Origin of the sequence: Nostoc sp. UIC 10607, assembly GCF_047228265.1 — a bacterium.
GTDB classification, from domain to species: domain Bacteria; phylum Cyanobacteriota; class Cyanobacteriia; order Cyanobacteriales; family Nostocaceae; genus Nostoc; species Nostoc foliaceum_A.
In genome coordinates this window covers 19,261-42,706 of sequence record NZ_JBIQNW010000026.1, presented here as the reverse complement: position 1 = coordinate 42,706, position 23,446 = coordinate 19,261, and the positions used below count along the sequence as shown (strand labels likewise).

Sequence of the window (23,446 nt, the reverse complement as noted above, 5' to 3'; positions counted from 1 at the left end):
ACGAATTACGCTTCGGCGGGTTGATATTCTTGTTGTCTTTCCACAAAAGTCTGGACGCGGGTGCGGTAGTTTCTCACAGTCTCATCTACCCATTCGCGATCGTTGCTATTTGCATACAAATGCACTAGTGGTTCGCTAGCATCTGGTAAAACTAACAGCCAACTGTCATCGTAGGGTTGACAAATTTTCACTCCATCAATGAGTTCTAGGTTTTGGGCTGGGTGAGTTTCCACCAAATAACGCATCAAAGCACCCTTAGCTGTCCACGGGCAGCGGACTGTATAAGTTTTGTGAATTACACGGGGCAATTCTGACCGAGCAGCAGCAAGCGATCGCTCCTGTATAGTCAACATCTCAATTATCTTGGCAATGCAAAACATGGAATCAAATCCCGGATGCAGTTGCGGGAAAATAAAACCAGTCTCTCCACTACCTCCTAGCACCACATTCGGATTTTTCTGACAAGCCTCCATTAAGGCTGTAGGGTTGGCTTTAGTGCGAATGACTCTACCATCGTGGCGGCGGGCGACTTGTTCAATAGCACTGGAAGCATGAACTGGCACTACTACCGTTCCTCTGGGGTTAGCCGTCAGAATCATGTCTACCATCAGTGCTGTTAAAGTTTCTCCACGAATTGGGTAGCCTGATTCATCAACTAAAATTAACTGTTCTCCATTAGCCGAGACTTGCACGCCAAAGTTAGCTTTCAATGCCTCCACTACATGACCTAACTGAGTCAGCAGTCCTTCGCGGTCAGTGATTGACATTGCCGTTTTATTGACACTGGCATTCAACACCACTGCATCAGCGCCAAATTTATCCAACATTTGAGGTAAAACTGCCCCCGATACCGCATAAACATAGTCAATCACCACTTTTGCGCGGCTGTTGCGGAGTGTATGAACATGCAACAATTTCTCAAAAGCAGTGCAGTAGCGCTCCATGACTTGGCTAGGATAAGATACATCGCCAATTTCATGAATTAGCGCCCGACGCATATCCTCCTTAAAGTAAGCCCCTTCAATTTTCTTTTCCAGGGCTTTGGTGATATTAATGCCCTTAGCATCCATGAATTCAATCAAAATGTAGTCAGGGCGATCGGGGTGTACCCGCACATGGATGCCACCAACTACTGACATTGTAGGTATAACTGTGCGGGCAATGGGGATAGCTGTAGCATCGAGGTTTTGAATATCAATACCTACTGACATCAAACCAGCAATCAGCGATCGCGTCACCATCCGAGAGACATTACGCTGGTCACGGGAAACCGTTACCTTAGAACCAGGTTTCAAAGTAGAACCGTAAGCAGCTCCCAATTTCACCGCGAATTCTGGGGTGATGTCGATATTAGCTAATCCTTGGACACCACGTTGCCCGAATAAATTTCGTTGGGCGGTGTTTCCCCAAATCAAGTTAATGTTTAAAACTGCCCCTGACTCAATCTTTTTACTGGGCCAAACGCGCACGCCAGGGCTAATTTGGGCTTCTTCTCCCACCGTGGAAAGCGAACCCACAACAGCAGCTTCTAATACATGGGCGCGGCGATCTACACGAGCGCCACGGGAAATTACACAGGCAGAAAGATGTGCTTCATCGCCAATGAATGCCCCATTCCACACTATGGGACGTTTGAGATTCGCATCAGCGCCAATGGTGACATTATCGCCAATTACAGTTCCGGCCTCAATTTGTACTCTTGCCCCAATGCGGCAATTGTCACCAATTACTGCTGGCGTTTCAATCACAGCCGTCTGGTCGATGTAAGTATTTTGACCCACCCATAACTCATGAGAAACCTCTTTGTAGGCACAATCGAGATTTACCTTGCGATCTAAGGCATCATACTGAGCTTCCCGGTAGGCATCTAAGTGACCAACATCGCACCAGTAACCTTGAGCAATGTAACCATACATTGGCTCATCTTTTGCTAGTAGTAAAGGAAATAAATCTTTGGAAAAGTCACATTCAATGTTTGCTGGCAGATATTCTAAAACTTCTGGCTCGAGAATGTAAGTGCCAGTGTTGACGGTATCGGAAAAAATTTCACTACTAGAGGGTTTTTCTAAAAATCGCCGAATTCGTCCTTTCTCATCGGTAATCACCACCCCAAATTCAATCGGGTTGGGAACCCTAGTCAAAATCAAAGTAGCTTTTGACTTATTTTGTTTGTGAAATGCGATCGCTGCCGTGAGGTCAAAATCTGTTATGCTATCACCGCTAATGACTAAAAAAGTTTCATCAAGAAGTTCAGCAATGTTTTTCACACAGCCAGCTGTACCTAGAGGCTGATCTTCTTCGACGGCATAGGTCATCTGGACACCAAAATCGCTGCCATCTTGAAAATAGTCTCGCAAGACATCAGGTAAATAATGCAATGTTGCAATAACTTCTGTAATTTGATGTCGTTTGAGGAGATTGATAATATGTTCGGCAATTGGTCGATTTAGGATCGGCACCATCGGTTTGGGCAGATCGCAAGTTAACGGGCGAAGCCGCGTTCCCGAACCCCCTGCCATCAGTACTGCACGCATAAATCCTCCTTAACTAGTTACAGCCTTCGATGCTTGAAAACGTGTCAGATATATTTTTTCTTCTTTCTCTAGTCTCCTATGGATATCGATATTTGAGGAACTTCCACAAGATGCATATAGATTGGGGATTGGGGATTGGGCAAGAGGACTTGGGGACAAGGAGAATTGCGGACAAGGGGAAAGACTTGTTTCAAGTTCCTCTTGTCCCCAATTCTCCCCTGCTTCCCCTGCTCCCTCATGCCCCACTCCCCAGTTCCCATTTCCCAAGTTATTGGCAATGATAAAGTTCATATTCGTAGCCGTCTACGCTTGGCAAAGATTGACTCTCAGACATAAGGCATGTTTTAACGGCTTCTGCTACAGGTGCGTGAAAGTTTACCAGCCACAAGTCAAAAGGTCGTGGTAATTTCTTTAAAGTATTTTCCAGAGTAATGCTGGAAGTATTCGGGTCTTGGTCTTGATGGGCAAGGAGAAACAGAGGTTTTTGGGGTGAATTTGCAAGTTTAAACTCCCTAGCTACTCCGATCATTTCCCCAGTGTGTACATAAGTTTTGTGAGTATTGGCAATCAGTACTGGTATTGGGGATGTTTGTTGAATTAGTTGCACAAACAGGTCAGGACGATAATATTTTTGATAGCCGAGATTGCAGATTACTGTAACTGCACTGACAAATCCCATTAACCAAATTAACATCACGGCTTTTTTACCGTTTATTCCCCATTTACCTATACTTTTTATCCTATTTTTCCCTTGCTGTGTTTCTATCCATTCCTTGGGAGGATGCCAACAAACTGCGAGGCTTGCCCCTAGTAAAACAACGATCGCGGGAAAATAAACAAAGTTATATCTAGCACCTCTTGTCAGATCAATACCGAAAAAGTACGTAAAGATAAAGAATAAAGCGATCGCACTGATCACGACTCCAGCAAACACCTGAATCATCATCCGGCTTTCTGGCTGCTGTAGTTGAATCTTGATCCCACGCAGCAAAATTGGTACTGCCCAAATAAAGAAAATCAGCATTACCACTCCAGAAGGAATCACAACCAATAGTTGCGAAGATTCAACTGGTAACAGGGAAATCATTGCAATCAATGTTCCTAAAGCTTGAAAAATTGGGCTTAACCAATCTAGTCCGACGCGCGAACCTCGAATCCACTCGGTCAAATTACTACGATTTTTATTCTCTAAAAAGATTGGTAGCCAAATTAAACCCGCCACACAAGTACCTACAGCAACGGCATAGATCCGCCGCCAGGGAGGAGAGAAGAGGAGAGAAAATTTGGTGCTAGTCTGCAATTGAAGCCAAGCAAGAAAAATTAAAACTACAGCTTCTGTGCAGAGGGTGAGGCTGAAGAAATAATGAGTAGCCAGGCCTAAAGCATTAATTTCCACCCAGGAAACCGCTATCCAGATGGGTAAAGGTGTGCGGTTTTGAATATGACGTGTGGCAATTACTAAGCAGGTGAGGGAAGCAGTTACCCATAAGGCTGCCAAACTGTAATGGCGTGCTTCTTGTGCTAAAAAGATGCCGTAGGGTGATACTGCCATCATGGCAGCAGCCAAGTGTCCTACTAATGGCGAACGAAATGCTACCCTACCCAATAGGTAAACACATGGTATTGAGGCAGCACCAATTATAGCTGGTAGCGATCGCGCCGCAAATATCGATACTAATCCTCCGTCGCTGGGAAATAATTTCATCCATAGGTAAGCCAGCACAAAATACAGTGGTGGGTGTGTATCTTGTGTAACCAAGTTATGAATGACATCACCAATACTAGCCGCTGGGTTTGGTTGTAGTGGTGATAGGAGAACATCAGGTGCGATCGCTTGATCTAGGGGTACTGATAAAAAAGTATTCCCCAAGCTAAACACTAAGGTGGAAAACTCATCAGTCCAAGGAGGCTTTGCAGTCAAGTTGGCTAGGCGCAAGCTAATGCCGATGAGCAACCACATCAAGTTCAGCAAGGGGTGAACCCAGGAAGGAGGGAGGCGATGCCAACTATGCCAATGCTTGTGTTGTGAGGCAGAGTTTGTATCTGCCAGAGATAGGAAATTGATAGCAGATGCAGGTAGCAACGAGATAATTTTTCTGGAAAAATAAAATGCACCTTGGAAAAAAACTCTCATTGCCGGGCCTCACACAAATGGATTTGTAGATTTGACGTTTTAGATTTCAGTTCGTTCTAAAGTCTAAGAACAAAAATCAAAATCTCAAATCCCTCGTTGTGATTATTTCACATCAGTGACGCGCCAGCTAAGTTTCAAATTAATCCAGAAATTCCAGATGGTAGCAACTGCGATCGCAATAAAGTTGGCAATATAGCGGTTAGGAATCAAGAAATTGAATACCAGATTTAATATCAGTACATTCAATACGAGTCCAGCAAGGCAAATGGCGTTGAATTTCACAAACCGCTTCAGGCGTTGATGCCATTCTTGCTGTCTGGCGCTGACATCGGCAAATGTCCAAGCATCATTCCACAAGAAATTATTTAAAATCGCAATTTCACCAGCAATAATTTTGCTGCGCGTCAGTGGCAAAGCCAAGGTAGTCGGATCACTGAGCAAGTAAAGTACTGCCATATCCACAAATACCCCACTAAAGCCAACCGCCCCAAAGCGAAGAAATCGGCCAACGGGGAAATTGACTTTTCTACTCAATCGTCCTACTCGTCCTGTGGAAAGCCGCAACCGTACTAAGTGGTGGATGTAATCTATATATTGCTTCCATGTGACCTTACTCTCACCCTCTTTGCGTTCACAGAACACATACCCAACTTCGGCAACTTGGTCTACTTTCCCGCGCCCGATTACTTCTAGGAGAATTTTGTATCCAACTGGATTGAGTGTTGCATTTGCGATCGCACTCCGGCGCACCATAAAATAACCACTCATTGGGTCAGAAACTCTCCCCAGTACCCCCGGCAAAATCACCAAGCCTAACAACTGAGCACCACGAGACAAGAAACGCCTGACAACACTCCAGCTACTGACACCACCTCCTTCAACATGACGGCTGGCTACTGCCAAATCTGCTCCCTCCTCAACGCTACGCAACAGTTGCATCAGCACTTCTGGTGGATGCTGCAAATCTCCATCAATCACCCCCAACACATTCCCCGTAGCTGCTTGCCACCCACGAATCACCGCTGAGGATAACCCCCGTTCTTGTTGGCGTCGCATCACCCGTAACTGCGGGTATTCTGTCGTCAAGGATTGTGCTATTTCCCAAGTTCGGTCTGGGCTATCATCGTCTACCACAATCAATTCATAGTTTCCTGGAATAGATTCATCCAGTAACCGACTCAATATGCTGACCACATTTTTGATGTTGTCACGCTCTTTATAAGTAGGAATTACTAGGGAAAGATGGATAGATTCACCACTTGTAGCCACACGGTTAGGTGGCAACTCGGAAATCTTTAGTGGGCCAGTTGGTGCTGTTAACAGTGAGTTGGATGAGTTTGTCTTCATAATTTCACATTACAGAACGAGGATATGTAAAGACCGAGGGAAATAAAGCCGAACATCTGCTACCTTTATTGACTAACTAGGTTAAGTCAAAATTTGATGACTACTTTTGTTACAGTTAACTGTTTTGAAAAGTTTAGTAATTGCCGCACCTCAATTCAAAATATTTTCCTAAACTTCATCTAAATTTTAAATTTGACCAATTGTTTTTATGGTATGTATCAACGCTTACTCAATTTTTTATACAAATAATTAATTTATACTGTATCATTAAGTTAGAAAATATACAGTATTGTCAAGACTATGTGAAGACCTTTTAGTATTAGTTAGGGTTAATGTACCAATCCGAAATCATTCGTAAGAAAATAGTATTTCTAGGGGTTTTACGGCTTTTGTCAGGCACCATCTGGGGTTTTAGGTGCATTTATTTTAATTATTTGCACCTACTTACTAATTACTGGTTCACTAAATCTTCAAATTGGTGGTCAACAAGAAAGTGGTGAGTACGGATCAAGAGCTAATTATATTCTGAATCTTGAACTCTGACTTTATAATTCTTTTTGAATCTAGATAAATATCAAAACAATTTAGTTATACAGCTATTCTCAGGTAAATAGACTCGATCTTTTGGGGGCACAGCAATACTGTTTCCATACGACATATGTGGATAAAATAAATGAAAACTTCTGTAAATCGTGATAGCTATCTCTCAACCTCAGAGCAGCAAAGCAATTCAAAATTCAAAATGTTCGCGTAGCGTTTCGTAGAAAAGAAACGCAATTCTAGCCAGCCTTTTGGTGATTGATAATATGTGACTCGGAAGCATGTTAACTTACTAAAGTCAAGTTTTTCCACTTTTCCAAGAGTTTATCAAAATTTAGCGACATACTATAAAAATAAAATTAACAAAATTTAATAATTTAATAAAATAAGTATACTATTTATCAGTCATTGGATTGGAAATCTCTCAAAAGTAACAGGATAAAATCCCCCAAGAGGGCATTGCAAAAAAGGTGAAAATTCTGTTTGTTATTAATTTAATGCCTTTGTTTTATTGCTTGTAGTGAGTAAATAAACATCTAAAATACAGGGTAGAACATGCATATTCCTGATGGATTTGTTTCTGTACCGGTGGCAGGGGCTACTGGTTTAGCCAGCGTGGCAGCACTCTTTATTGCCTTTGAGCGATCGCAACAGGCTTTTGGTATCCGCCGTGCGCCCATACTGGGACTAACCACGGCTTTCATTTTTGCCGCCCAGATGATCAACTTCCCGGTAGCAGGGGGTACTAGTGGTCACTTGTTGGGGGGAACCTTAGCTGCGATCGTTTTGGGTAGTCCTTGGGCAGGAACGTTGTGTATCGCCACAGTTTTAATTATTCAAGCTGTGCTGTTTGCTGATGGTGGCATTACAGCCTTGGGAGCGAATATTCTGAATATGGCAGTAGTTGGTGTTTGGGTTGGCTGGGTTTTAACCCAAACCTTGCAGCGGCTGTTTGGGGGGGCTAAAGGGCGCTTACCTTTGGCTGCTGGTATAGCTGCTGGTGTAAGTGTAGTGGTAGCTGCTATTGCTTGTGCCATTGAGTTAGCCCTTTCAGGAACTGCACCCGTAGCTATAGTTTTACCAGCAATGGCTGGTGTCCATATTCTGATTGGCATTGGCGAAGGGATAATTACGGGAGGTGTGCTGACTTATTTAGCCACAGCCCGACCAGATTTATTACCAGGGGAACAGCAGGAGTTTCGCGGTTGGTCTGTACCCATTGTCACCATTTTCTTAATTGCGGGAGTGCTATCACTCTTTGCTTCAGCTTGGCCTGATGGTTTGGAGAAAGTCGCCGAAAATACGGGCTTCATCGACTTAGCCGATAAAGTGCGGGTAATTGTGCCGACTCCCTTAGCTGACTATGGGATTGAGGGTTTGGGGCCAATTGGCACAAGTATCGCTGGACTTGTGGGAGCTACCGTTTGTTTTGCTGTTGCCTTTGGGATTGCCAAGGTGGTGAAACCTAAGAATGCTTAAACTTCCCTTGCCATTACGTTTGCAACTGTCTCTAGTGGTTGTGGTGGGAGCAGCTTTATTAAAGCATCATGCTTGGTATTGCTTAGGTGTATATGGCGCGATCGCACTTTTGTGGGCTTGCTTCTTGCGTGTACCAATTCGCAGCTTGGGAGGATTACTCGGTACAGAATTGATTTTTTTGTCATTGCTGGCATTGCCCTTGGGATGGGAACGAGCCAGTTTTTTGCTAGTTCGTTCTCTGGTTTGTCTGGTTACCATGAATAGTTTTTTGTTAACCTTACCGCCCCACAGTTTTGGCATAGCCCTTAAAGGCTTACCTGTACCTGCACCTTTAAAGGAAAACTTGTTGTTAGCTGGGCAATATATGGAAATTTTGCTCTCAGAAGTGACGCGGATGCAACGTAGCGCTCAGTTACGCGGTCTGACAGGAACTGCGGGATGGCTGCGCTACGCCAGTGTTGCCATGATTGGAGCCTTGTATCTCCGTAGTTTGGATAGGGCAGAGCGAGTCTATGCAGCAATGATCGCTCGCGGATACAACGGGCAATTGCCCATAGATTCTACCCTCAGACCAAAAGAGCGTTTTGCCCTGTTAGCAGCTTGGGCGATCGCTGCTTGTGTAACTGTAACTTCTTACAGAATTTAGCGCAGTTGTGAATATTGAGTTTGTGAATCTTGAAATCTTTAAGTTCTAATCCCCAACCATCAACCCATAACCCCCACGCAGCCGTGGTCGAGGTTGAGAACCTAGTGTATGCCTATTCTCGCCAGGAGCCAGTATTACAAGAAATTTCTTTTACCTTAAATCCAGGCGATCGCGTGGCGTTGATGGGAGCAACTGGTTCTGGAAAAAGCACCTTGCTGGAGAACCTGATCGGCTTAAAACAACCGCAAACTGGCAAAATTACGATTAATGGCATCCCAGTAGAACCTAAAACTCTACCCCAAGTACGTCGCAAAATCGGCTTTAGCTTCCAAGATGCCAACGACCAACTATTTATGCCGACCATCTTGGAAGATATTACCTTTGGGCCACGCAACTATGGAATGTCACCAGCCCAGGCAAGCGATCGCGCCCGGCAATTATTAGCTGATTTCGGTCTTGAAGCTTACGCCAATCGTTCCGCCCACGAACTTTCTGGTGGACAAAGACGGTTGGCCGCCCTAGCCTCAATTTTAGCCCTAGACCCGACAATTCTAATTTTGGATGAGCCGACTAACGGTCTTGATCCAGCATGGCGGCGACATTTAGCGCAAGTGTTGTTAAAGTTACCCGTGCAGGTGATATTAATTGCTTCCCATGACTTGCATTGGCTAGGCAGAGTTACGCAACGTGCCTTGGTACTGTCTGGTGGTCGCATTCAAATAGACAGCGATATTCAGCCACTTTTACAAGATGGTGCTACTTTAGACCAGTTGGGTTTGCCGATAGATTGGTGATATGAGAGAGAGAAGAGAAGCAGGAAGCAGGGGGAAATTCCTCTCCTCTGTACTTTTTTCCCTGCCCCTCTGCCTCTTCTCCATGCCCCATGCCCCCTACCTGATTTATCTTTTTTACTCGTAATATTGGGTACTATATTCTGGGTTTTATTGCTGGTGGGGTGTTAATGTCTGTTTTACCTAAATATACCGTTATGGCTCCTGTTAGCCTGAGCATTGCCTTATTCATTACTAGTTGTAGCGAAAATAAAGTCTCCCAGTGCCAGCGACTGATTCGAGTTGTGAATGCCGGAACTTCTCTGATTGATAAAAATAAAGGAACGCAAGTGATTACCAGCATACAGCTATCCAAAGATTTAGAATTTGTGACTAAATCGATTAGGGAACTGAATTTAACAGATCCTAAGCTGAAAGAATTTCAAAGCGGTTTTGTCAAAATTTTTCAGAATCTCAGTCAAGCGGTAGCCATTGCCGGTAGAGCACTAGGCGCAACCAAGACAGCAGAAGCCTCGGCACCTGGTAGGGAAAAAATCCAAAAGGCGAGAACCGAAATTGACTCGGCACTGACAACAGCTACAACAGTTGGCAAGCAGTCGGATACGTTAGTCAATCAGATGAATAAGTATTGTAGTCAGCCAGAATAACTATCTGGGGCATTGGGCACAAGAGGCAGAGGGGCAGGGAAAAAAGTTCAGAGGAGAGGAATTTTCCCCATGCTCCCTGCTCCAAATGGCACTAAGAAAAGCAATATAACGTTAAGTCAAGCTAAGTTTTGCGGACAATAGCCCAATCCCCGGATATAATTTTGTCGGAATACTTCAATCTCATCAGGCTGCGGTCTACCGTGAGAAACTACCGCTACCTTATAGCGTTTCATAACATTAATTGTTGATTGTCCAGCTTCCAAACTGCTCAGAACCTTACTAATCAACTCGGATGGTGAGTAAATAATTCCCAATTCACTTAAGAAAGCTCTAATATCTTTATCCTTTTGTGCAGAAATAAAAGATTTAATTTTGAGGTTGATTATCCAACCATCAAATTGATTAATTACAGTCACAAATTCAACAGAAAAATCATTTTTACTACAATATTCAACAACCCGCAGTGTCAGACTAGCATTGGACAAATAGTATAGGTATTGCATAATTTATAGAGCATAATTGAGACTTTCAAAAAATAATCTCTAAATCTAAAGATTTAATGAGGATTCTAGGTTTTACAGAAAAAATTATTAAATAAATTTCTCACAATCAAAGTAAAGGAATATTTTCCTTTATTTATGAAGATTTGTAAAAAAGCATATCAGAGTGCAAAATTTGAATTAAGTTGTTGTAAAGTTTGTAACAATATATTAAAATTATGCAGGAGTTTGACCACGCAGATAGTGTGCGCTGCGATCGCAAAGATGTCATAAGCATCTTTTTTAGATTCAACTTATGAAAATTTTGTTGGTAGAGGATGACGTATTACTGAGTACAGCACTCTTCGAGTTGTTGAGTGCAAATCGTTATACTATCGACATAGCAAGCAATGGACAGGCTGGATTAGAACTAGCAATATCGGTTGAATATGAGTTGATTTTGCTGGACTGGCTAATTCCGAAACTGGATGGTATTAGCTTGTGTCGGCAACTGCGATCGCAAGGCTACCGTAAATCTATTCTGTTGCTAACCGGGAAAAATTCTAATGCAGACATTGTTGCTGGGTTAGATGCCGGAGCAGATGATTACGTCATTAAGCCATTCAACCCAGAAGCATTACTAGCCAGAATTCGCTCTTTATTACGACGCAATGAGGCAATCTCATCATCCACGTTAACCTGGGGAAATCTCTGTTTAGATCCAAGTGCCGGCAGAGTCACTTGTAATGAGCAAGAAATTCCCCTCACTGCAACAGAATACAAACTGCTGGAGTTGTTTTTGCAAAACCCAGAACGGATCTTTAGTCGTGCAGTAATTCTAGATCGGCTTTGGGGATTTGATGATGCACCGACTGAAAGTGCAGTTACGACTCATATTAAAGACTTGCGAAAGAAACTGAAAACAGCAGGGCTAGCAGAAGAATTTCTAGAAACGGTATATGGCATGGGCTATCGCCTCAAGCCTGCGCCTAATCGCTCCATCTCTGTTATCGAAAAGAATCAAGATGGAAAGAAAAAACCTGCTCCCAAAGATATGACTTCTGTAAATCGGGTGCTGGAGCGATTTCGTAATTCCTTTGCCGGACAGGTTGGTGTGTTGGAGCAGGCAAAAACTGCACTCTTAGCAGGGAATTTAAATCAAGAGTTACAACAGCAGGCATTGCATGAAGCCCATAAGCTCGCAGGCTCAATGGGGTCGTTCGGTTATCCAGAGGGTTCCCGGCTAGCACGGAAAATAGAGCATTTACTACTTGAACAAGAAGCAGGGGTCAGGGGAAATGCTCCTCCACAAGAACTGCGAAACGAAGTGGAGCAAGGGTCTCAATCTCCTGCTACCCTGCCTCTTTTTGAAAATTCCTCGCTATCTCCCGATCAAATCTCTAATTTCTCACAATTGGTAACAGCATTACAGCAAGAGTTAACCAAGCCTGCTGTCACTTCTACCGCTCCAAACTTGCCGATAAATCAAACTTATCGTCTATTAGTCATCGATGATGATGCGATGCTGACGGAGCAGTTGCAGGCAGAAGCCGACTTATGGGGAATCAGGATGAAGATTGCACCAAACTTAACAATGGCCCGATCGCTTTTTTCCTTAAAAACTCCTGACGCAGTTTTACTGGATTTGAGTTTTCCTGGAACAGAGGAAGATGGATTAGTATTGTTGAGCGAGATAGTACAGCGATCGCCAAATATCCCAGTGATTGTTTTTACAGGAAGAGATACCCTGGTAGATCGACTGAAAGTATCCCGTTTAGGAGCTAGACAATTTTTGCATAAACCGGCGACAACCGAGCAGATTTTTCAGGCGATCGCTCGTGTCTTACCTCAACCGAAAACTTCCGAAGCCAAAGTTTTAATCGTAGATGATGACCCTGTAATACTGGCTGGATTATCGGCGTTACTAACTCCTTGGGGGCTGGAAGTAACAACTCTCTCTCAATCACAACAATTTTGGAAGGTGCTGATTGCAACATCTCCAGATTTGGTAGTACTAGATTTAGAAATGCCAATAGTTAATGGCTTAGAGTTGTGCCAGGTCGTGCGCCAGGATGCCCAGTGGGGAGATTTACCTGTTTTAGTAGTTACAGCCCATACTGAAGCAGAATTTCTTCAGCAAGCTTTTGCTGCCGGAGCCGATGATTTTATCAGCAAGCCAGTGCTAGGGCCAGAACTTGTGACACGGGTACTGAGCCGCATTCAAAGAACGCGTTGGCGCTCTCAGGCAGGAAGAAGTAAAGCATGATGAGAAATTATCCGCAATTATTGAACTACGGTGTTGCTATTGGCTCAACTGCGATCGCACTGCTTTTGTCACTCTGGCTAGAACCGCTGATTTCTCGAACCATTGGTGCTTTTTTCTATATAGCTATTATCGTCAGTACTTGGTATGGTGGCTTTCGACCAGGGATAGTTACAGTTGTCCTTTCCACACTGGCAATTGATTATTTCTTGATTCCCCCTCGATATCAACCAGGGATTAATCAACCAGAAGATGTATTGCGGCTAGGACTTTTCCTACTGGTTGCCTTGATAATTAACCTGGTCACTGGCAATCTTCAGTACAGCAGACAGAAAATTCAACAACTCAACCAACAATTGTCTCAGGAAAATGCCGAGCAATTGCGGATGACTCTTGACGATCGCAAACAAGCACAAGAAACGCTGCAACAGCAATTTGAGCAACAGCGTTTAGTGATGGAAATGACTCAGCGTATCCGGCGATCGCTGAATTTACAAGATATCTTGCAAACTACTGTTGATGAAGTGCGGCAATTTCTGGAGTGCGATCGCGTCACTATCTTCCAATTTTATCCAGGTTGGGGTGGAACGATTGTTATTGAGTCTGTTGCACCGGAATGGATGGCTCTTTTACCACTCCAGATTCATGATCCTTGCATTGGTGAAGAGAACGTCGAACCCTTCAAACAAGGCTTAGTCACTGCGAAAACTGATATTTATACTGCTGGAATTAGTCCCTGTCACGTTCAATTTTTGGAAAGTCTTCAGGTGAGGGCAAATCTCGTCGTTCCCATTTCTTTGGGAGATGAATTGTGGGGATTAATGGCAGCTCATCAATGTGCGGCTCCTCGTGAGTGGCAATCTTCAGAAATTGCTCTGTTGCGGCAGTTAGGAGCGCAAGTAAGCATTGCTATCCAGCAAGCAGATTTGTTTAAACAGTTACAGATAGAACTAACGGAGCGCAAACAAGCAGAAATTGACCTACAACAACTAAATGCCGAACTTGAACAACGGGTACAAGAACGCACTGCACAACTGACAGAGACGAACGATCGCCTGCGAAAAACAGTGATAGAGCAGCAACAAACCCAACTCACACTTTTAGAACAGGCGCAAATGCTAGAGCTTCAGGCTGTAATCACCCGAAATATGGGGGAAGGCATTTGCTTAGTGAGAATTGATAATGCAGTCATTATCTATGCCAATCCGAAATTTGAGCAGATGTTTGGCTATGACTCTAATGAACTCAACGGTCAGCACGTTTCGATTGTGAGCGGTGTCACCAAATCGGTAACTACCGAAGATGTAAATCAAGCCACTTTGTCAGCCGTCTTACAAAATACTGAAGCCAACTACGAAGTCCAGAATTTTAAAAAAGATGGTACACCATTTTGGTGTAGTGTGACGACTTCTGTATTCAGGCATCCCGACTACGGCGACGTTCTGGTTGCGGTTCACCAAGATATCACTGAGCGCAAAGGCATTCAAGAAGCTTTACGCGAGAGCGAAGAAAAGTTTCGTCAGCTGGCAGAAAACATCCAAGCAGTATTTTGGATGACCGATAATCAAAGTCAGCAAGTTTTATATGTGAGCAACGCATACCAAACCATCTGGCAAAGAAATTGTGAGGACTTGTATCACAACTATTCAAATTGGTTAGATGCAATTCACCCAGAAGATCGCCAGCGCGTCGAAACTGAAGTCATTGAACAGCTTAAACCAGGGCAATACGATAAAAAATATCGGATTATCCGCCCTGATGGTTCAATCCGTTGGATTCGCGATCGCGCATTTGCGATCAAAAATGAATTAGGCGAGGTAGTTCGGATTGCTGGTATTGCCGAAGATATTACTGAACTAGAGCAGGTTAATCTAATGAAGAGTGAGTTTATTGGCATCGTTAGTCACGAACTCCGCACTCCCTTAACTGCAATTCGCGCTGCACTGGGCTTACTCCAAACTGGTATCTACGACAAAAAACCAGACAAATTCAAGCGGATGATTGAGATTGCAGCCATCGACAGCGATCGCTTAGTGCGTCTAGTTAACGATATTCTCGATTTGGAACGCTTAGAATCGGATCGAGCTGTCCTAGAAAAAGCCACCTGCAATGCAGCTGATTTAATTCAACAAGCAGTAGCAGGAGTGCAGGCGATCGCTAATCAGCAAAATATTACCTTTAAGATCCACCCTAGCAATGCTCAAGTTTGGGCTGCTGCTGATGCCATTGTGCAAACACTCACCAATTTGTTAGGTAATGCGATTAAATTCTCCCCTGCCGATTCTACTATTACCCTGAGTGTCCAACAGCAAACAGACCGCGTACTCTTCCAGATCGCGGATCAAGGACGAGGTATCCCCGCAGACAAATTAGAAGCAATCTTTGGAAGATTTCAGCAAGTAGATGCCTCTGATTCTCGCACCAAAGGCGGCACAGGTTTGGGATTGGCAATCTGTCGTAGTATTATTGATCGGCACGGTGGGCAAATCTGGGCTGAGAGTACTCTTAGTGTTGGCAGCACGTTTTTCTTCACTCTGCCATTGCCACCAGAGGAGATCACATGACTAACAGACAAGTATTAATTGTGGATGATGAAGAACGAATCCGCGAATTAGTACAAGCTTGTTTAGAAGACTTGGGAGGATGGAACACTCTGACAGCTGCATCAGGGGCAGAAGGACTAAAAATCGCTCAAACAGAACCCATTGATGCCATTCTCCTTGATGTGTCTATGCCTGACATTGACGGCTTTGCAGTATACGAAAAACTTCAGGCAAATTCTGCAACCCAAGGGATTCCAGTGATTCTGTTAACAGCGAAAGTCCAAGGGAGCGATCGCGCTCGTTTTGCTCAGATGGGAATTGCTGGGATTATTACCAAACCTTTTGAACCCACCTCTATTTGCAACGAAGTTACTGAGATTCTGGGGTGGGACGATTAATTTTTAAGATTTGTAACATAATCTATATCTTTATTAGTTTTTTATTTTTGTAATTTATCTTTCTTGGTTATAGATAAAAATCTTTTATATAACCGGAAAGGTATATGAAATGAAATGAACATGCTACAGGAGGTAAATATAAGCGGCAAAATGATATTGCTCATTGATGATGAACTGAATGTACGTGAGATAGTAAAATTTTGCCTCCAAGATTTAGCTGGTTGGGATGTGGTGACAGCAGATTCTCCATTAGAAGGATTGCAGAATGCAGTACGCCACAGTCCTGATGCGATTGTATTAGATATCTCAATCCGTGACATCGCGAGTTTTGAGTTTATGAATAAACTAAGAAATAATCCAGAAACTCAAGCTATTCCTGTAGTGCTGCTCAGTGCTAAAGCGCGATGGCTGGATTCGCAAATTTTGCGACAGTATCAAGTCGCAGGTGTAATCCCCAAACCCTTTAATCCAGTTACCCTCCCTGCTCAAGTTGCTCAACTGCTGGGTTGGGACTTTACCTCATTAATGGATTAAACAATAAGTTTACCAAGATATCCGAGCCGAGACAGCCCCTGCTTTTAAACATAGAGGTAAGGGAACTCCAAAAAATAAATTATCCTAATTTCTGGACTCAACACGACTGTTGCTCCCCCCTGCTCCCTGCTCCCTACTCCCCTGCCAAGAAAGCGATGGGATATTTTTTTAGTTGGAAGTCCCTAAGGCGCTGACGAATTTATTCGCAGTCCAAATATCTGAAATTATTTAATAAATTCTTAATTTTATAGATTGTTTCAGGAAGATTGTAATCGCTAATCAAGTGCTTGCTGATATTTTTTAAAATTTGTTAACTACTTTCATTTCTTTATTAGTTTTTTATTTTCTGTTTATAAATTCAAGTTGTTGGTAGTGAAGCCAAGAGCCAACTATCTACTTGTGTTTAACTTTTTTAAAAAATATCAATTTTATGACAAATTGTCCCTGCTGTTCCAACCAAATGCTTCGTCACATTCGCTTACAACAAACCTACTGGTTCTGCCGCCACTGCTGGCAAGAGATGCCTAACCTGAATTCAGAAAAAAACAGCAATATTTTAAATTTGACTATAAAAAGCACATCATCAGTTAAAAAGCCAATTTCAGTAAACCACAAACTTTTGCAAACGGACGTAAAAACCGTAAAAACCGGGATTTCAGCCATAGTGAATCAGGAAGCAAACACCATTGCTAATAGAGCGATTGCTTTCAGGTCAGTTAGCTAGGGATATCGCCTGAAATGCTAACTAATAGGTTGAAAAGTGATACCAATTCTATGTGAGGCTGCATAGAATAGTCCCTTTATCTAGCAAGCATTTCAGGCAGAACATTCTCTGCATCTTCATACAAAATTGTTTAGGACTTACGTATTGAAAAGCTGAAACCTCGATCCCCCCTAATTTAAACAAGGAGGGGATCTTTAAGATCCAATTTTTTAAATTAGGGGAGATATCTTCTGTATAAGTCCTGTTGGTATCAGCTTTTTCTACTTACAAAAATTTTTGGACAACCCATACATTCCATTCCAATCTCTCTGCAAGGAACAGCGGAACTTTGCCTAAGCACTGCATGAAGGATAATCGCCCCATCTCTCCACTGTTCAATAGCTTTAAAAGTTGTAGTGCTTATTTTGTATAGCTTGTAGCTTTTTTAGTGCCATTAGGATCATAGCCATAGTAACTTTTATCACTTTTTTTTCAAAAAATTTCCTGATATACACCAACTTTGTCTGTCAAAAGAAATATTGGTGCAAGTCAAATGGAATACCATGAGTGATATTAGTCTACTGATGGCGGGTGTGCTAGCAACAGCGCCAATCTCTGCGCTTAATTTACCAGAACAGCCCGTAATTATGCCAGAGAATCCGGTGCAGGAGTCAACACAGGAAAATTTATCTCAAGTTGTATCAGCTGCTGAAATTACACCGCCTGAATTTGTGCAGCCAGATATAATCACATCATCAGCTATAAACAATAAGTACGAAAATATACTTAAAAAAAGCAGAGAAAAAATTCAATTTATAAATTCTCCTAACTTACCTGAATTAAAAGATACTCAACCTGTAACAGAAGTTGCCCAGAACCAGGAAAATACAGAAGAATTCTCTCTATCTCCTCAGTCTCCAGACTCAGACAACCCAATGTCTCAAGTCACCTCAGTATCGCAACTTAAAGATGTGCAACCCTCCGACTGGGCTTTTGGTGCTTTGCAGTCTTTGATAGAACGCTATGGCTGCATTGCTGGATACCCTGATGGGACTTATCTGGGGAATAGTAGTATCAGCCGTTATGAATTTGCGGCTGGTTTAGACGCTTGTTTAGAGAAGATTAACGAAGCGATGCCTGCGGCGGGCTACGCCTACGCTAATAATAAAATTAATACTGTTAATAATGAAGATTTAATCCTACTGCAAAGGTTGCAGGGTGAATTCAAAGCAGAGTTGCAGCAATTACAGCAGCGTGTCGAGGCTGTAGAAAACCGGACTAGTGAATTACAAGGTAATCGGTTTTCCACAACTACCAGATTATTTGGTCAAGCCATTTTTAGCGTTCAGGGAACCAATAGCCCGGATGTAGATTTGTTTCCTAGAGATGGAGTACCTGAACGCCAGGGAAAAACCAATCTAACTTTCACAAGTAGCGCCCAACTAACCTTAGCAACTTCATTTACAGGGCGAGATTTGCTGTTAACAGGTCTATCTGCGGGTAATTTGGGTTCTACTGCATCGTTGCTATCTACCAATATGGGGCGGTTGGGTTTCGAGTCAAATACAGACAACAATCTAGTTATTAGTGACTTATCTTATCGATTTCTGGCCTCGGATAACTTGGGAATTGTCGTAGGTACGGCGGGAGTTAACCCCATCAACACCTTTCGCGGAATTAGTCCTTTAGAAGGTTCTAGCGACGGCGCGATTTCTCTATTTGGTCAACGTAACCCAATTTTAAGTATTGGCAACGGCACAGGCGGTATAGGCTTTGACTGGCAGATTAGCGATCGCATCAGTTTACAAGGCGTTTATAGTGCAGAAATCCCCAGCTTTCCTGGCAATATCAACCAAGGCGGACTATTTGGCGGTAGATTTACTGCTGGCGCACAGTTAAGTTTAGCACCCACCAATAACATCGATATCGGCGTACATTATCTTTATTCCCACTCCCCAGATGGTTTGCTGGGAAGTGGTGTCGGCGATTCTCAACTGATTTCGCCTTTTGCAGATCCTACAGCTTTCGATACCCAAGCCATTGGCGCTACCGTTGCTTGGCGAATTAACCCTAACTTGCAGTTGGGCGGTTGGGGTGGCTTTACTTCCTCTAAACCATTTAACCTTTCTGGAAGTGTGGAAACCACCAACTGGATGGTGTTCGCGGCTTTTCCCAATTTGCTGCGTCCTGGGAATTTAGGGGGCGTTCTCGTAGGACAACCGCCCAAAATTACTTCTAGCACTTTACCCGAAGGCTTCAACTTTCCCAACTTTTCTGATGGGGGGACAGCAGACGGACGTAGTGACACATCAATTCACGTAGAACTTTTTTACCGCGCCCAGTTGAGCGACAATATTGCCTTGACTCCGGGCTTATTCGTTATTTTCAATCCCGATCACAATGCTGCTAACGATGCATTAATTGTTGGGGCATTAAGAGCTACTTTCCGGTTTTAGTTTTGTACTGATGTAAATGTAATTAAAGACGCTTTTTCCATACTGGGTTATTCAGTATGAAATGCTTGCATTACCCAATGGCAGGAAGGAAAAGCCAAGCGTATTTTTTTTCATAGGTGATTAAAGGAGCAAATTTTTCATGAAATTACATTCATCAACTAAGTTGGGTTGTGCAGTTGTTGGCAGCAGTAGTTTAGCCGCAATCATCATTGCTTTAACTGGAACAAGTGCTTTCGCTCAAATCACAATTCAAAGTACTGGCACATTATCAGGCACTATCCAACTTCCCAGTATTAATCCCAATTTCAATCAAAGTACTACTCGTGTTGATACAGATGACACGGGGACTTACTCCCGGAACTTAGGAACTAAGAACAATCCTAATTACGTTCCTGTATACAAGTCAGACTATGTACAAGTAAGAACACGTAATGATGGAAGCCTACATTACTACGTTGACTTTAAAGGCATTCCGATTGTCTCCTTCAACGGGGTTCTAACTTCGCCGATTCTCTCTGACGGTGAGTTGACACCTTATAAATACCAGGGAAGATTGGCAGGAACTACATTTCAGGGAGTAGTTCAGGATGAATTTAATCTCACAAAAGCCTTATACACTGGTATTGTCACCGATCCAAACACTGGAAACCAGTATCAGGGCACATTTGAAGTAAGTGGATATGGAGTGCGATATAGCGATCGCAATGGTGGTGCAACCCCCACAGTCTTTGATTTCAAATCCGATCTTCCAGGTTCGCCAAAGGTAACATCTTTGGAAATGACTAACTCTCCCTTGGCGAGGATAACAATTAAAGTACCTGCAACTGCAACTCTCATCACTCCCACGCCAGTCGTTGATGGCGGTAGCACACCCACTCCCACACCAATAGTTGATAGCGGTAGCACACCCACTCCTGCACCAATAGTTGGTGGTGGTAGCACACCCACTCTCACAACGATAGTTGATGGCGGTAACACATTGACTGTTACACCAATAGTTGATGGTGGTAACACATTCACTGTTGCGCCAATAGTTGATGGCGGTAACACATTCACTGTTACACCAATAGTTGATGGGGGTAACACATTCACTGTTACACCAATAGTTGATGGTGGTAGTGCGATCGCTTCCTCGACACCTACAACGTACACATCTGGGTCTAATCCATCACTTTCTACTACACCTAATATGGAGTTGAGTAATGGTAATTCCCTGGAGAGCAATCAAGTAGTTGTCAACCCTGCAACCCTTCCTCAGGCTGCTTGTTCACAGGATTCTGCCAATAGCTGCACAATACCTGCTTCACCCAAACAAGCGATCGGCCCCCGTAGTCGAGTGCTAGTGCGTTAGTTATTTAATATCGTTAGTTCTGAAGGGATTGCACGATTATTTTAGGCATCTTGGCAAAAGTTTTAGGGTGCTTCTGGAACTCTAGCAGGGCAGAATTAAATCTATATAATAGCCAGGACAGGGGAAACATTCCAATAAAAAAGTCCACAGGAAGTTATTTAGCGGCATTTTTGCCGCTCAGACTTTCTTTCTATGGTAGATTTTACCCTGATGATTTTCTGGCTATACTAGTGATTTCAGCTGATTGATTGATAAATTTCATCCCCCAGTATGAAAGACATAAAAACTCTAAATATCAGACATATATCAGTGTGCATTTCTTTTGAAGTGACACAAAAGCCTTGTCTAGTCTGGGAGTAAAAAATTTCTTTGGGGGTACAAAAATTTGATCAGTCAATCACTGAGGTTAACACTAACACTACAGAGTGAATCTAGATCAATCAAACGTCTTCTGAGTTAGCACCTATGAAAGAAGAATTGATAGCCAGAGTTGTGCAGGTCTTGCGAATTAATATGAGTTGGATGACTTGGAATTTATTTCTGGCTTTTATACCTTTAGCTTTGAGTGTGTGGCTATTTCGCTTTAGGCGTGGTGGCTCTTGGCTTTGGTGGCTAGGATTCTTAGTTTTCTATGCTTTCTTACCAAATGCACCATATTTGTTGACTGATGTAATTCACCTAATAGATGATATCCGCACGATTCAATCGGTGTGGATGATTACTTTGATACTCATTCCTGTGTATTTGTTAGTAATTCTCGGTGGATTTGAAGCTTATGTAATATCGTTAATTAATTGGGGTTACTACTTACATCGCATAGGCAAGAGCGAATGGATTTGGCGGGTTGAGTTGATTACACATTTTCTTTGCGCTATTGGTATTTATTGGGGACGATTTTTGCGTTTCAACAGTTGGGATTTGATTACTCAACCTGATGCTTTACTTACCAAAGGGGTAGAAGAAATTCTTGGGAAACAGCCCCTGGTGATTATTGCTATCACCTTTGTGGTACTTGCAGGTTTGTACTGGATTATGAAACGAGTAACTTTAGGTCTTAGCCAACCAAATAGTAGAATAGGGATAAATTCAGGACGCGCTAACTCTAACACACCAAACATTTGATGAACGTGACGATTTTGGCTTTTAAATTTGAGGTTTTAATTAGTAATTCCTCTGATTAATATTGCCTGTCAAAAGAAAGATGTAACTAAACCCTCCTTGAGATGAAATAGATTCAGAAGCAAACGGTTGAACTTCAACCGCCACTATCTGAAACTAACGCCCTATCAGATCATTGAATATCGATGGTCTGGTCTAATTTATCTGGTCACGTTGATAGGAGGGATATAAGATGCAATTAATCTCTAGAGAGGAAATAAAGATATTAATAGAACAGCCAAAAGGAAATTGTGTTTCAATTTATATGCCAACGCACCCAGCTGGGCCAGAAGTGCGACAAGACCCGATTCGCTTTAAAAATTTGGTCAAGGAAGCGGAGACTCGTTTAATCGATGCGGGTTTGGAACAGAAAGAAGCGATCGCATTGCTGGAAAAATCCCATGAAATTGATACCCAAGAGTTTTGGGAGCAAATGGGAGACCAAGGGCTGGCGATTTTTATTTCTGAAAATATTTTTCGCTACTATACCCTGCCAATTGATTTTCAAGAGTTGGTCGTGGTTACAGACCGATTTCATATCAAGCCACTGCTGCCAATTTTAAATGGCAATGGTCGTTTCTATATGCTGGCTTTGAGCCAAAAAGATGTCAGGTTTTTTGAAGGAACACGCTACACCGTCAATGAGGTGGAAGTAGAAAATCTTCCTAAAAGTCTAGATGAAGCTTTGCAAAAAGACGAGACTGCTAAAGAAGGTCAGTTCCGGCTTGCAACATCAAGAGGGGGAACCGCCAATTCCTTTTCGCAACCAGGTACGTTTCACGGGCAGGGAAGCCCTGAAAAGGATAAACAACAAGAATACATACTACAATTCTTTCAGATTATTGATGGCGCATTGCACGAAAAACTGCGAGAGCAAAAAGCGCCTTTGGTGCTGGCTGGGGTAGAGTATCTATTGCCTCTGTACAGACAGGCAAATACTTACCAGCATTTGATGGATGAAGCTATCACGGGTAATCCAGAAATTCTCAGCGCCCAAGAGTTACATGACGAAGCTTGGCCGATTGTCGAGGCTGATTTCCAGAAGTCGCAGCAAGAGGTTTTGGAACAATTTCACAAATTGTTTGGTGGTGATACTGGTAAAGCATCTAACAACCTCAAAGAAATTGTCTCAGCTGCTTATTACCAACGAGTGGATTCATTACTAGTTGCAGTTGGTCAGCAACAGTGGGGTTTATTCGATCCAACCTCAGAAACGGTTTATTTGCACCCAGAAAAAGAAGCTGGTGATGAGGATTTGTTGGATTTTGTTGCTGCTCATACTTTATTAAATGGTGGCACGGTTTACGCCGTTCCCTTTGAACAGATTCCATATAGTACAGCCGTTGCGGCGATTTACCGATATTAACAATTTCGGTTTTTCAGGCGATCGCTACCCCACCCTATGAGTATATTGAGGTGGGGTCTTTTGTGATATCTATCGTT

The 23,446-nt window shown here is 42.9% G+C and carries 17 protein-coding genes; 12 read left to right on the top strand and 5 right to left on the bottom strand.

Going from position 1 to position 23,446, the window contains the following annotated elements:
• Positions 1 to 5: 5 nt before the first annotated feature.
• The 4 genes from ACEYW6_RS20875 to ACEYW6_RS20860 form a co-directional block, all read right to left on the bottom strand.
• Positions 6 to 2,534: a sugar phosphate nucleotidyltransferase gene (locus ACEYW6_RS20875; RefSeq protein ID WP_412981246.1), complete on the bottom strand. Its 2,529-nt coding sequence runs from the start codon at positions 2,532 to 2,534 to the stop codon at positions 6 to 8.
• Between the two features lie 9 nt (positions 2,535 to 2,543).
• Positions 2,544 to 2,825, bottom strand: coding sequence for a hypothetical protein (locus tag ACEYW6_RS20870; protein ID WP_412981245.1), 282 nt, complete (start codon positions 2,823 to 2,825; stop codon positions 2,544 to 2,546).
• A complete protein-coding gene (locus ACEYW6_RS20865; protein ID WP_412981244.1) occupies positions 2,803 to 4,668 on the bottom strand; it encodes a glycosyltransferase in 1,866 nt (621 codons plus the stop codon). Before ACEYW6_RS20865 ends, ACEYW6_RS20870 begins: the two co-directional genes overlap by 23 nt.
• 102 nt (positions 4,669 to 4,770) lie before the next feature.
• Positions 4,771 to 6,015 carry a glycosyltransferase gene (locus ACEYW6_RS20860; protein ID WP_412981243.1) on the bottom strand — a complete coding sequence of 415 codons (1,245 nt, stop codon included), beginning with the start codon at positions 6,013 to 6,015 and terminating at the stop codon, positions 4,771 to 4,773.
• Positions 6,016 to 7,110: 1,095 nt separating this feature from the next.
• Between ACEYW6_RS20860 and ACEYW6_RS20855 the strand changes: the two genes are divergently transcribed.
• From ACEYW6_RS20855 to ACEYW6_RS20840, 4 genes are all read left to right on the top strand, one after another.
• Positions 7,111 to 8,034 carry an energy-coupling factor ABC transporter permease gene (locus ACEYW6_RS20855; protein ID WP_196512381.1) on the top strand — a complete coding sequence of 308 codons (924 nt, stop codon included), beginning with the start codon at positions 7,111 to 7,113 and terminating at the stop codon, positions 8,032 to 8,034.
• Positions 8,027 to 8,680, top strand: coding sequence for an energy-coupling factor transporter transmembrane component T family protein (locus ACEYW6_RS20850; RefSeq protein ID WP_190895122.1), 654 nt, complete (start codon positions 8,027 to 8,029; stop codon positions 8,678 to 8,680). The genes ACEYW6_RS20855 and ACEYW6_RS20850 overlap by 8 nt, the downstream gene beginning before the upstream one ends.
• Positions 8,681 to 8,709: 29 nt before the next feature.
• Positions 8,710 to 9,474: an energy-coupling factor ABC transporter ATP-binding protein gene (locus tag ACEYW6_RS20845; RefSeq protein WP_196512383.1), complete on the top strand. Its 765-nt coding sequence runs from the start codon at positions 8,710 to 8,712 to the stop codon at positions 9,472 to 9,474.
• Positions 9,475 to 9,641: 167 nt separating this feature from the next.
• A complete protein-coding gene (locus ACEYW6_RS20840) occupies positions 9,642 to 10,118 on the top strand; it encodes a hypothetical protein (protein ID WP_412981242.1) in 477 nt (158 codons plus the stop codon).
• Between the two features lie 116 nt (positions 10,119 to 10,234).
• Here the strand turns inward: ACEYW6_RS20840 and ACEYW6_RS20835 are convergent, their stop codons facing one another.
• On the bottom strand, positions 10,235 to 10,621 hold the full coding sequence (locus ACEYW6_RS20835) for a hypothetical protein (protein ID WP_412981241.1): 387 nt from the start codon (positions 10,619 to 10,621) through the stop codon (positions 10,235 to 10,237).
• Between the two features lie 292 nt (positions 10,622 to 10,913).
• Here ACEYW6_RS20835 and ACEYW6_RS20830 point away from each other — a divergent pair, with 292 nt between their 5' ends.
• The 8 genes from ACEYW6_RS20830 to ACEYW6_RS20795 all read left to right on the top strand — a co-directional run bounded on the left by ACEYW6_RS20830 (position 10,914) and on the right by ACEYW6_RS20795 (position 23,369).
• On the top strand, positions 10,914 to 12,863 hold the full coding sequence (locus ACEYW6_RS20830) for a response regulator (protein ID WP_412981240.1): 1,950 nt from the start codon (positions 10,914 to 10,916) through the stop codon (positions 12,861 to 12,863).
• Positions 12,860 to 15,424: an ATP-binding protein gene (locus ACEYW6_RS20825; RefSeq protein WP_412981239.1), complete on the top strand. Its 2,565-nt coding sequence runs from the start codon at positions 12,860 to 12,862 to the stop codon at positions 15,422 to 15,424. The genes ACEYW6_RS20830 and ACEYW6_RS20825 overlap by 4 nt, the downstream gene beginning before the upstream one ends.
• On the top strand, positions 15,421 to 15,801 hold the full coding sequence (locus tag ACEYW6_RS20820; protein ID WP_196512387.1) for a response regulator: 381 nt from the start codon (positions 15,421 to 15,423) through the stop codon (positions 15,799 to 15,801). Before ACEYW6_RS20825 ends, ACEYW6_RS20820 begins: the two co-directional genes overlap by 4 nt.
• 114 nt (positions 15,802 to 15,915) lie before the next feature.
• Entirely contained in the window at positions 15,916 to 16,335 is a 420-nt protein-coding gene (locus tag ACEYW6_RS20815; protein ID WP_190895115.1) for a response regulator, read from the top strand.
• 1,266 nt (positions 16,336 to 17,601) lie between these two features.
• Positions 17,602 to 19,494, top strand: coding sequence for an iron uptake porin (locus ACEYW6_RS20810; protein WP_412981238.1), 1,893 nt, complete (start codon positions 17,602 to 17,604; stop codon positions 19,492 to 19,494).
• Positions 19,495 to 19,633: 139 nt separating this feature from the next.
• Positions 19,634 to 20,845, top strand: coding sequence for a hypothetical protein (locus ACEYW6_RS20805; protein ID WP_412981237.1), 1,212 nt, complete (start codon positions 19,634 to 19,636; stop codon positions 20,843 to 20,845).
• A gap of 465 nt (positions 20,846 to 21,310) precedes the next feature.
• Positions 21,311 to 21,967 (top strand): DUF1361 domain-containing protein, encoded by a 657-nt coding sequence (locus ACEYW6_RS20800; protein ID WP_190895112.1) that lies wholly within the window; start codon positions 21,311 to 21,313, stop codon positions 21,965 to 21,967.
• Positions 21,968 to 22,196: 229 nt separating this feature from the next.
• Positions 22,197 to 23,369, top strand: coding sequence for a hypothetical protein (locus ACEYW6_RS20795; RefSeq protein WP_412981236.1), 1,173 nt, complete (start codon positions 22,197 to 22,199; stop codon positions 23,367 to 23,369).
• The last annotated feature ends 77 nt before the right edge of the window (positions 23,370 to 23,446 follow it).